Source organism: Marinobacterium weihaiense, assembly GCF_019061305.1.
Lineage (GTDB): Bacteria > Pseudomonadota > Gammaproteobacteria > Pseudomonadales > Balneatricaceae > Marinobacterium > Marinobacterium weihaiense.
On sequence record NZ_JAHQZT010000001.1, the window covers coordinates 340639 to 351488 of the forward strand.

Below are 10850 nucleotides of genomic sequence, written 5' to 3' on the forward strand. Positions count from 1 at the left end.
CTTATCAGTGCTGCGTCGGAATGTAATCATCACTCCTGTGATGACCGTTCAGCGTATTGATGGATCTCAGCATCATCCCCACGCCGCTGATAAAGGTGCAGAAAAATGCAAAAGGGATCACCGCCTTGATGATCCAACGGTACGGCAACCCGCCCGGATCACCGGAGCTTTCACCAAGCTCAAAGGATTCGCGGGCGAAATCAACGCCGTACCAGGCCACCAGCAGGCAGAACGGAAACAGCAGCGTCAGGGTGCCGAACAGGTCGATCAGTGCTTTTTTCTTCACACTCAGGCCCTCGTAGATCAGGTCCACGCGCACGTGACCGCCGGCCTTCAGGGTAAAGGGCACCCCGAGCATGAACATCGCGGCAAACAGATGCCACTCCAGCTCCTGCATGCCGATGGAAACATTGTTAAACAGGTACCGGGTGATCACGTCATAGAAGACATTGAACAGCATCAGCACAAAAAGAACGGCAGAGATCTTGCCCAACCAGTCCGAAAAAGCATTGATCGTCTGCTCAAGACGTAAAAGAAACATGTGAAATCCTCGCACAAGGATATACAGACCGGGGACGATTCAGGTCAGGCAGGACCCGCTTGTCGGGATCCTGCCACTGGTTAGGTTTACTCGAAGCTGTTCAGGTAGGCACGGTCAGCAATATCGGTCCACTGACGCACCGTTTTCAGGTAGCTGTCTTGCGAATCCAAAATTTCCTTGGCCAGTTCATCCTGAGCCGCGTGCTCCGCCAACAACTCATCGTTTGCCTGACGCAGTGCGCGAATCACTTCATCCGGGAAAGACTTGACCTGCACATTGGGGAATTCTGCCTTCATGGCTGCCCAGTTCTCACCGGACTCATGGTGCGACTTGATGGTCATGTCATAGGCAGCAACACGCATCGCGGCCTTCAGGATCTCCTGCAGGTCACCCGGCAGTTTCTCGAAGGTGCGCTTGTTGACCAGGAACTGGAGCTCCGTACCCGGCTCATGCCATCCGGTATAGTAGTAAGGCGCAATCTTGTGGAAGCCCATGCGCAGGTCCATAGACGGACCAACCCACTCAAGCGCATCGATGGTGTTGCGTTCCAGCGAGGTATAGAGCTCTCCCGGCGGGATATTGGTCGGGTTGGCGCCCAGCTTGGCCAGCACTTCACCGGCAAAGCCCGGAATGCGCATTTTCAACCCTTGGAGGTCGTCAACGGAGTTAATCTCTTTCTGGAACCAGCCACCCATCTGGACGCCGGTGTTGCCGCCGGGGAATGACAGCAGATTGAACGGCTCGTAGACCTTCTGCATCAACTCCATGCCACCGCCATAATAGAACCAGCCATACTGCTCTGTAGCGGTCATGCCGAAAGGCATGGTGGTGAAATATAGCGTATTAGGCACCTTGCCCTTCCAATAATAGGATGCCGAATGCCCCATGTCATACTGGCCTGCACGCACCATATCAAATACGCCAAACGCGGACTTGTGCTTGTTAGCGGTATCAATGCGAATTTCGATACGACCATTGGACATTTTGTTAGCCAAGTCGGCCATGCGGCGGGCCGGCTCACTGAACACGCCAAAGTTGGTGGGCCAGGTTTCGGCCAGTTTCAGCTTGTAGACTTTTTCAGCGGCTTGGGCCGGACTGATCATCGCGGCGGCACAGACTGCGGCGGCCACGATTTTGCGGGCAAAGGTCAGTTTAAGCATTGTTTTTATCTATCCTCTGTTGTCGTTCTGACCGACAGGACGGACATGCTGCCGGTATCAAGCAGTATCGACAGACAGAGGGGATAAAAACATTCGCATTAACGCGCAAGCGGGCGCTGATACTACGCAGTCCGCTGCGCAATCACCGCAGCTCCGCCTACGCAAAACTACTGAGTTTCAGGAGATGGACAGACTCGACCCAACGCCAGCATAGGCATGCTCGGCCGGCACAAACACTTCAATACGCACACCACCGGCCTGCAGCGAAGTAATATCGAGACTGGCGTGCATGTGTTCGGCACGCTCACGAATCCCCAGCAGCCCGAATCCGCCCGTACGGGTGTTGCGCTCGGACTCCAGCCCGCGACCATCATCTTCTATCACGAGTCGTACACCATCCTGCTCATCCACCAGCCGAATCAACACATAAGTGCCTTCAGCATGCTTGATGACATTGGACAGAGCCTCCTGAGCAATGCGGTACAGATTGGACATCAATTCATGTTGCAGCGGACGCTGCTGGTGAATGTCAAATTCGAGCGCATAATCCATCTGCTCCAGAATCGGCACAGCTGGCAGCGAGGTCAGGCTGACACCGAGACCGAAGTCATTGAGCTCGAACGGCCGCAGCATCCGAATACGCTTGTAAACAGTATCATAGATCGTATTCACGAGCGCGATGGCCTGCTCCAGGTTATGCACCGAAGGCTGTCCCTGCTCAAGCTCTTCACGATGCAACTGCAAGTTCATCTTCACCGCCACCAGCAGCTGCGCCATATCATCATGCAATTCGTTGGAGAGCCGCAGGCGTTCACGCTCCTGAGTTTGCAGCAGGTGCTGCAGTATCTGGCGTTTTTCCTCATTATTGCTGGATAAACGGGTGTTGAGGGCTTCGAGTTCGTCTTCTCGCGATTTCAGACAGTTGACGATGGACACGATCTCCTCTCCGATCAGGTTGAACTCGTGAATCAGCGTTTGTGGCCAGCGCGTATTGCGGTCCGTATTGGCCAGGCGCGTAAAGGCAATCAGCTGTTGCAGCTGACGATCAACCGCCGCAGATAGCAGAAGCGACAACACCAGAGAAACAACCAGCGCCAGCAGGCAGCCGTACATCAGGGTTTCAATCAGTGCTTCCCGCAACTGTTGCTGAGCGTGATTGCTCGACACCAGACCTATGCGCACATCCTTGCCAAGTGCCGTCAAACCCGGAGAAAAGGTGATATTGGCAGCTGCGGCGGCATTTGATGCGGGCAGATCCATATCCATGCCTGTCAGCAGCTTCTGCCCCCTGAACAGCCCCAGCGCTTCAAGGTTATCGGAGGCAATCAGCAGTCGGTTCAGCAGGTAACGATTGTGGCTCAGTCGCACCCCCGCCATTAATTGCCCGAAGATCTCGCCGGTTTCACTCAAATCCAACGGTACCGAGTAGATCGCCAACAGCTCACCTTTCGCTTCCACCAGGCGCCAGCCGTGAGCTGCAAACACCGGCTGTCCGCGGCTCAGCTCAGCGCAGGACAAGGCACTCAACTCGGGCACGTAACTGCGTGACAGCTCACACTGCCGCTGGCCGAAAAACGAGACTGCGATAAAGTCATAGTGCGTGTTTTCGTAACTGTCTTCCCAGCGTGTCAGACTGCGCAGGAAACCTGCCTGGTCCCCTGCATGCAGTGCCGTCACACGCTCGTTGTTGGCACTGATGGCCAGCGCTTCCTCTTCAACCTCGTGCAGATAGCGGCTCAAGCGCTCTTCATATCGTGATGCCAGTGCACGGTTGTAGTTTTGTGCCTGGTCCCGAATCACGGATTGGGACTCGAAGAACGTGGTACTGACAAAGACCGCCAGAAACACCAGTGATGACACCAGCGTGAGCAGAAACGAGAGCGTTTTGAAGCGTGGCTTAGTAATCACGACCGGCTCCCGAATAACGGCGGGCGTACGCCTCGTGTTGATGAATTTCGGCATCAGACATGCGACTATCCAGCACCACGAACTGGCCCGAGAACACCGTCGGCACAGGCTTGCCTTGCAACGTACGACTGATGGCTTCGGCAATGGCAATACCGGCCTCATCACCCAACCGCATAAGTACAGTATCCAGACGTCCTTCACGCAACTGCTCAATTTCTTCCGGCCCGCCGCCCCAGCCATTCACTGATAGCGACTGGCCTGATGCCTCGAGTGCATCAAGCGTTCCCAGGGCCACATCGGTGGAACAGGCATAAATATAATCCAGCTCAGGGTGCTGCGACAGCATTCGGCCGGCAGCCTCACGGCCGCCATCGCGACTTGAGTCGGAATAGTAGCTGCTCAACATACGGTGCCCCGGCGGCAGCGCCTCGATGAAACCGCTGCCACGCATCTGACTCACCAGCCCCTTGCTGCGAAATAGCACGCCGTAGCGTGCTCCCTCTGGAAAACGCTCGGCAAAATGACGTGCCAGAATACGCCCGCCCTCGATATGGTCAAAGCCGACATACATGAACGGTTGACGGTTTTTCCAGCTTTTCAAAGGTGTGGTTATATTCTGCAGAATCAGACGCGTATCAGTATTCTGAATCAGGCGCTCAATGATATGACGGTGACGTGGCGAATCCAGAGTGTAGATCAGAAAGTCCGGTTGCCATTCAAGCAGTTCGCGAATCTGGCGAATCTGCTCGTCTAAGTGTATGTTCGGCGCCGTGTAGCGCGTTTCAAGCCAATAACGAATACCAAGGTCATCCAGGCGTCCGGTCAAGGCATTTTCACTGTCCGACCAGTAACTCGAAGCCTGCAGGCCAGGGTATACTTGGGCAATGCGAACCGGCCGATGCTGCTCCCCCGAATGTATCGACCGCGGTGGTGATTGCACCGCTCGTGTCAACGCTTCAAGCCAGGGCAGCTCTTCGGGGTGGTCCTCATAATACTGCTCGTACAGCCAGTAATCATCCAGGCTTGCCGCCTGAGAAACACTCGCCATCATGGCCAGTAACATCAACGCCAGCAGGCATACCCGCTGGTTTTGACCCACATCGCCTCCCTGTTTGAACGTCAGCATCCGTACTCGGCTCCCCGTTGAGCAGTCGGCCCTCAGGCCCGAACGAAAAAGATGGCGGTCATGGCTAGCCCGACCAATACCACGAAGATCTTGACCGCCCGCGTCGGCAGCAAACGTGACAGCGCGGCCCCCTGATAGCCACCCAGCGTCGCCGCCAGCATCATGACGATGGCTTCCAGCCAGAGCACTTTGCCCGCCAGCGCAAAGGCCATAACAGAAATCAGCGATACCACAAACGAGACCCAGTTTTTGAGCCCGTTCATCAGCAGCATATTACTCATGCCGGCGGCCGCGAACATGGCCAGCAGCATGATGCCCAACCCACCATTAAAATAGCCACCATATACCGCCACCACAAACAGGCCTGGCAATAATGGAAGTGGATGCTCACTTTTGCGTATCCGCGCCAATACCGGCTGCCCGAACGCGAACATCAAAGTGGCCAGCAACAGCAGAGCCGGCACAACCTGCGAAAAAAGTTCAGCCGGTGTCATCAGCAGCAGTGTGCCACCCAGGAGACCACCAGCCAGCCCAACCAGTGACATCTGTATGTGCTGGCGACGCGTCATCTGACGCAATTCCTGCCGAAAGCCAGCAGCACCACCCAGATAACCGGGGAGTACTGCCACGGCGCTGGTGGCATTGGCCGTGATCGGCGGCACACCGGCCCAGACTAGCGCCGGAAACGTCAGGAAGGACCCCCCGCCGGCGATTGAGTTCAGAACACCTGCCAGATAGCCGGCTACGATGAGTACAGTCCACTCCAACATCCCTGATCCCTATCCACTGTGCTTGAGGCGTTCCAGCTCATCGCGATAGCCGGCCGCCTTTTCGAATTCCAGATTCTTGGCCGCCTCGTACATCTGATCTTCCAGACGACTGATCGCCTTGGCCAATTCGGCCGGCGTCAGTGCAGCAGCATCCACATGATAACCGGTTTCGGACTCTGCAACCTTGCGCGTGCCGGTTCGTCCACGCTTGCCTGGTATCTGCTGAGCCCCCTCCATGATATCCGCCACCGACTTGCGAATCCCCTTTGGGGTAATACCATGCTCGGCATTGAAAGCCAGCTGCTTTTCACGTCGGCGTTCGGTTTCATCCAGAGCGCGCTGCATGGAACCGGTCATGCGATCAGCATACAGAATCGCACGCCCGTTCACGTTACGCGCGGCACGTCCAATGGTCTGAATCATCGACGTTTCGGAGCGCAGGAACCCTTCCTTGTCCGCATCCAGAATGGCTACCAGCGCCACTTCCGGCATATCGATGCCTTCACGCAACAGGTTGATGCCGACCAGCACGTCAAACTCGCCGATCCGCAGATCTCGGATGATCTCGACCCGCTCCACTGTATCAATGTCGGAATGCAGGTAACGCACACGGACATCATGCTCAGCCAGATACTCAGTCAAATCCTCAGCCATGCGCTTGGTCAACACGGTAACGACGACCCGCTCCTTGCGCGCTACCACCTGATTGATCTCCTGCAGCAGATCATCCACCTGCGTACTGGCGGGACGCACGTCCACGATCGGATCGACTAGCCCGGTGGGCCGCACGACCTGCTCGACGATCTGCTGCGCATGCGCCGCTTCATATTTGCTGGGCGTGGCCGACACAAACACCATCTGCGGTGCAATGCGCTCCCACTCCTCGAACTTCATAGGCCGGTTGTCCAGCGCCGAGGGCAATCGGAAGCCGTATTCAACCAGTGTTTCCTTGCGCGATCGGTCGCCTTTGTACATGGCACCGATCTGGGGCACCGTCACATGCGATTCATCAATCACCAGTAAGGCGTTATCCGGCAGGTAGTCAAACAGCGTCGGAGGGGCTGCGCCGGGCTCACGCCCGGACAGATACCGCGAGTAGTTCTCGATCCCCGAGCAGTACCCCAGCTCCAGGATCATCTCGATGTCATACAACGTCCGCTGCTCCAGGCGCTGGGCTTCCACCAGCTTGTTGTTGTCCTTGAGCTGCTTTAGACGCTGCTGCAGCTCGTCCTTGATATGCTCGGTGGCTTCCAGCAGTGTCTCTCGCGGCGTTACGTAATGAGTCTTGGGATAAATGGTCGCCCGCGGCACCTTGCGCAGCACCTCGCCGGTAAGCGGATCGAACCAGGCGATCTGATCAACCTCGTCACCGAAAAGCTCGATGCGTATGGCTTCCTTTTCAGATTCAGCCGGAAAAACATCAATCACGTCGCCGCGCACCCGGTAGGTGCCACGATGGAATTCGATATCGTTGCGTGTGTACTGCAGCTCGGCCAGGCGGCGCAGCAAGTCGCGCTGGTCAATCAGATCACCGCGATCAAGATGTAACATCATGGACAGGTAAGACTGGGGGTCACCCAGACCATAAATGGCCGATACCGTCGCCACGATGATGGCGTCATCCCGCTCCAGCAAAGCCTTTGTGGCCGACAACCGCATCTGTTCGATATGATCATTGATGGAAGCGTCCTTCTCGATAAATGTATCAGAGGACGGTACATAGGCTTCTGGCTGGTAGTAGTCGTAATAGGAAACAAAGTACTCCACGGCATTATCGGGAAAGAACTCCCGAAACTCGCCATACAGCTGGGCTGCCAGCGTCTTGTTATGGGCCATGATAATGGTGGGGCGTTGCACGGCCGCGACAACGTTGGCTATGGTGAAGGTCTTGCCGGACCCGGTCACCCCCAGCAGCGTTTGCGCCGCCAGCCCCGATTCCAGGCCATCCACCAGTGCACTGATCGCTGCCGGCTGGTCGCCTGCTGGCGCAAACGCTGACTGTACATTGAATCTCTGCTTCATGACTCTACCGTTTTCACAGATGACCGCGCAGTATAACGCGACGGCGCAGCATCAAAAAATGTTTCCCCGCCATCATCGCAACGGCGACAAATACAGGGCCGACAAGGGTTTTTTCCATACAGGCATTCAGACCAGGCCATTTATGCTGTATGCTCATTTGGCTATATGCATTGATGGATACCTTGCACCGATTATAGAGAGGACCGAGGCTTGGACGTGCAACTTTCCAACCGCGTGAACAGCATCAAACCTTCCCCGACACTGGCCGTCACTAACCGTGCCGCCGAACTTCGTGCCGCGGGCAACGATATCATTGGCCTGGGTGCCGGCGAACCGGATTTCGATACGCCGGAGCACATCAAGGCCGCTGCCACCAAGGCCATTCAGGATGGCTTCACCAAATACACCGCCGTTGACGGTACGCCCGCGCTGAAACAGGCGATCATCAACAAGTTCGAGCGCGAGAACGGTTTCAAGTACGAAGCCAACCAGATTCTGGTCTCCAGCGGCGGCAAGCAGAGCTTCTTCAACATGTCTCTGGCCCTGCTCAACCCGGGTGACGAAGTGGTCATTCCGGCACCGTACTGGGTGTCCTACCCGGATATGGTACTGGTTGCCGAAGGCAAGCCGGTCATCATTACCACCACTCAGGAGCAGCGCTTCAAGATAACGCCGGCACAGCTGGAAGAAGCGATCACCGACAAGACCCGCATGGTGGTTCTGAACAGCCCCTCCAACCCGTCCGGCGTAGCCTATACACTGGAAGAGCTGCGGGCGCTGGGCGATGTACTGAAACAGCACCCGAACATACTGGTCGCGACCGATGACATGTATGAACACATATTGTTCACCGACAAGCCGTTCTGCAACATTTTGAACGCCTGCCCTGAACTGTATGACCGTACTGTCGTGCTGAATGGTGTTTCCAAGGCCTACTCCATGACCGGCTGGCGTATCGGCTATGCCGCAGGCCCTGCCAAGCTTATCGGTGCGATGAAGAAGATCCAGTCACAGAGTACCTCCAACCCGAACTCCATTGCTCAGGTTGCAGCACAAGCCGCACTTGACGGCCCACAGGACTGCGTTGAGATGATGGTTAGCGCATTCAAGCAGCGTCACAACTTCGTGGTTTCGTCCCTGAATGAAATCGAAGGCGTGGACTGCATTGAGGCCGACGGTACTTTTTATGCATTCCCGAGCTTCCAGGCCGTGATCGACTCGCGCCCCGAATTCGAGAATGACATTGCACTGGCCGAATTCCTGCTGCAGGAAGCCGGTGTGGCACTGGTACCCGGCTCCGCGTTTGGCGCTCCCGGCAACATGCGCCTCTCCTTTGCCACCAGCATGAATGTACTTGAGTCGGCCATCAGCCGCATCAAGACTGCCCTGGAAAAGTGATCCCATACGCCCCGGTCCTCCCGGGGCGTTTTCTTTTACCCCATCCGATACCTGTGCCATGAAAACCCGAGCCCTCACCGAGTTGCTGGCATCAACCTCCGCTCCCGCCCTGCTTTTGAAAGACAATGATTTTCGATGGAGCAATGATGCCTTTAAACAATTGCCTTTGCAGGAGCAAGACAAGCTTCAATCCTGGGGCAACACAACTGATGATGATCTACTGGTGTGCAACGGCACTCTGTTTGAGCGCCTGACCGCTGCCGACCACACTCTGGTGATTGCCAGTGGCCACCGTGCGGCTCACCAGCAGCGCCGCCTGCTGCAGGCCCTGATCCCCCTGCTTCAGACGGGAAACAACCCGTTTTTCGTACTGCCCCAAATTCTGTGTGAAGTGCTGGAGTGGGACGCCTGCGCCGCCTGTACGCGCCTCAGTGACAGCCAATTCAGCCTCGTGGGCCATTGGCAAAACGGCCAACAACAGCCGCCACGCACCCTGGAGCAGGATGTCAGCCTTGCCAAGTCACTATATGTGGCTGATGCCAGCCCGACCCAAATTGCTGCCTGGGAGCTCCCTACTGAAGACCCTCTCCTGCCCGGATGCGGCGTATGGCTCGCTCAACGCATCGATGACGCAAAGGGCATTGCCAGGGGACACCTGGCCATGTGGCATCAATCCCCCCCCGCCAATCTGGCCGATAGCATTCACGTGATGCAGCTGTGTGCTGACCTAGTGGGCAGCTGGCTGCCCAGTGAAGCCACCAAACCCGAACAAGCAATTTTTCAGTCTGACTCACTGACACGCCTGCCACAACGGGACGCACTGGACCATGCCTTGACCGCATCAGAGCACCAGTATCCAACCGGTGACCAACTGTTGGCACTGATCGATATCGATAACCTCTCGCGTATCAACAATGAGCGCGGGCAACAGACAGGTGACCGCGTGCTCTGCACATTTGCTGACAAGCTGCAGCATCTGTGCCGACCGGACGATCGACTTTTCCGTTTGGGTGGTGACGAATTCGTACTGTTAATGCCGGTTGGCAAGCAGGCCAACTCCCTGCTGAAACGTCTTGATCAGCTTAATCGCAGCATGGCTGAGCAATTGGGTACAGCATTTCATGCCAGCGCAGGCATAGCCAAGCTAAGTGAGGCCAACGGCAGCGGTGATGACCTTTTGCTGATTGCCAATTCCCGCCTGCAGCAGGCCAAGCAGTCGGGTAACGGAAAGTTGTCGCCTTAATATTGAACCGTTCATTCCACTAAGGCACAATGCGCCCTTTCTGGAATGAACGGTTTAATTACATGAGCAGAGGCAGGCCTCCCACACACAGCCGTGAAGAACTGCTGGAAATTGGTAACACCCTGTTCCAGCTGCACGGCTATCACGGCACCAGCCTTAGCATGATTCTGGATGCCTGTGGTGTTTCACGCGGGTCTTTTTACAACTACTTTGGCGGCAAAGAGCATTTCGCCATCGAGGTTATCGAGCACTATCACCCGCTGGAAATTGACCGCTGGAACAGTGAGTTTGCTCAGCTGGAGGGGAGCCATGCCGCCAAGCTCGAACGCATGATGCATAAGCTGATTGAAGAGTTCAGCATGAGCCATGAACGCATCGGCTGCCTCTTGGCCAACCTGTCCGGCGAGATGGCGCTGGCATCACAGGCTTTTCGTGATGCCATTCGCAATGCCATTCAGCGCGTCATCCATGCCATTACCGAGGACATGCGCCTGTGCCAGGAGGAAGGCAGCGTACGCACTGACCTCAAGCCCGAACAGTTGGCTTGGCTGCTCTGGGATTATTGGCAGGGCGCACTGCTGCGTATGAAAACCGAGAACAACCGTGAGCCGCTGTACCAAGCCGTCGATATGCTCTGGCATCGTCTACTGCCACCACAACCTGATTCCCCCACTCCCTAAGA

Annotated in this window: 9 protein-coding genes; 3 read left to right on the plus strand and 6 right to left on the minus strand. The window is 56.2% G+C overall.

The window, feature by feature from the left end:
• Positions 1-4 precede the first annotated feature (4 nt).
• The 6 genes from KTN04_RS01640 to uvrB form a co-directional block, all read right to left on the minus strand.
• The gene (locus tag KTN04_RS01640; RefSeq protein ID WP_217333460.1) at positions 5-541 is read right to left on the minus strand and encodes a TRAP transporter small permease subunit; all 537 of its coding nucleotides are present in this window, start codon (positions 539-541) and stop codon (positions 5-7) included.
• An 86-nt stretch (positions 542-627) separates the two neighbouring features.
• The gene (locus KTN04_RS01645; protein WP_217333461.1) at positions 628-1701 is read right to left on the minus strand and encodes a TRAP transporter substrate-binding protein; all 1074 of its coding nucleotides are present in this window, start codon (positions 1699-1701) and stop codon (positions 628-630) included.
• Positions 1702-1878: 177 nt separating this feature from the next.
• A complete protein-coding gene (locus KTN04_RS17250; protein ID WP_217333462.1) occupies positions 1879-3609 on the minus strand; it encodes a sensor histidine kinase in 1731 nt (576 codons plus the stop codon).
• Entirely contained in the window at positions 3599-4735 is a 1137-nt protein-coding gene (locus KTN04_RS01655; RefSeq protein WP_217333463.1) for a substrate-binding domain-containing protein, read from the minus strand. Before KTN04_RS01655 ends, KTN04_RS17250 begins: the two co-directional genes overlap by 11 nt.
• 32 nt (positions 4736-4767) lie before the next feature.
• Entirely contained in the window at positions 4768-5505 is a 738-nt protein-coding gene (locus tag KTN04_RS01660; RefSeq protein WP_217333464.1) for a sulfite exporter TauE/SafE family protein, read from the minus strand.
• A 9-nt stretch (positions 5506-5514) separates the two neighbouring features.
• Positions 5515-7527, minus strand: a complete 2013-nt coding sequence (gene uvrB / locus KTN04_RS01665; RefSeq protein WP_217333465.1) for an excinuclease ABC subunit UvrB — start codon at positions 7525-7527, stop codon at positions 5515-5517.
• Between the two features lie 210 nt (positions 7528-7737).
• Here uvrB and KTN04_RS01670 point away from each other — a divergent pair, with 210 nt between their 5' ends.
• The 3 genes from KTN04_RS01670 (at position 7738) to KTN04_RS01680 (ending at position 10848) form a co-directional block, all read left to right on the plus strand.
• On the plus strand, positions 7738-8925 hold the full coding sequence (locus KTN04_RS01670) for a pyridoxal phosphate-dependent aminotransferase (RefSeq protein ID WP_217333466.1): 1188 nt from the start codon (positions 7738-7740) through the stop codon (positions 8923-8925).
• Positions 8926-8983: 58 nt separating this feature from the next.
• Complete coding sequence (locus KTN04_RS01675; protein WP_217333467.1) at positions 8984-10168, plus strand: GGDEF domain-containing protein; 1185 nt, start codon at positions 8984-8986, stop codon at positions 10166-10168.
• Between the two features lie 62 nt (positions 10169-10230).
• The gene (locus KTN04_RS01680; RefSeq protein WP_217333468.1) at positions 10231-10848 is read left to right on the plus strand and encodes a TetR/AcrR family transcriptional regulator; all 618 of its coding nucleotides are present in this window, start codon (positions 10231-10233) and stop codon (positions 10846-10848) included.
• Positions 10849-10850: the final 2 nt, after the last annotated feature.

Excerpts from the sequence above, each read along its gene's own strand:
- KTN04_RS01640 (WP_217333460.1), bottom strand. The coding sequence starts at position 541 with ATGTTTCTTTTACGTCTTGAGCAGACGATCAATGCTTTTTCGGACTGG.
- KTN04_RS01660 (WP_217333464.1), bottom strand. The coding sequence starts at position 5,505 with ATGTTGGAGTGGACTGTACTCATCGTAGCCGGCTATCTGGCAGGTGTT.
- KTN04_RS01680 (WP_217333468.1), top strand. The coding sequence starts at position 10,231 with ATGAGCAGAGGCAGGCCTCCCACACACAGCCGTGAAGAACTGCTGGAA.
- uvrB (WP_217333465.1), bottom strand. The coding sequence starts at position 7,527 with ATGAAGCAGAGATTCAATGTACAGTCAGCGTTTGCGCCAGCAGGCGAC.
- KTN04_RS01675 (WP_217333467.1), top strand. The coding sequence starts at position 8,984 with ATGAAAACCCGAGCCCTCACCGAGTTGCTGGCATCAACCTCCGCTCCC.
- KTN04_RS01655 (WP_217333463.1), bottom strand. The coding sequence starts at position 4,735 with ATGCTGACGTTCAAACAGGGAGGCGATGTGGGTCAAAACCAGCGGGTA.
- KTN04_RS01645 (WP_217333461.1), bottom strand. The coding sequence starts at position 1,701 with ATGCTTAAACTGACCTTTGCCCGCAAAATCGTGGCCGCCGCAGTCTGT.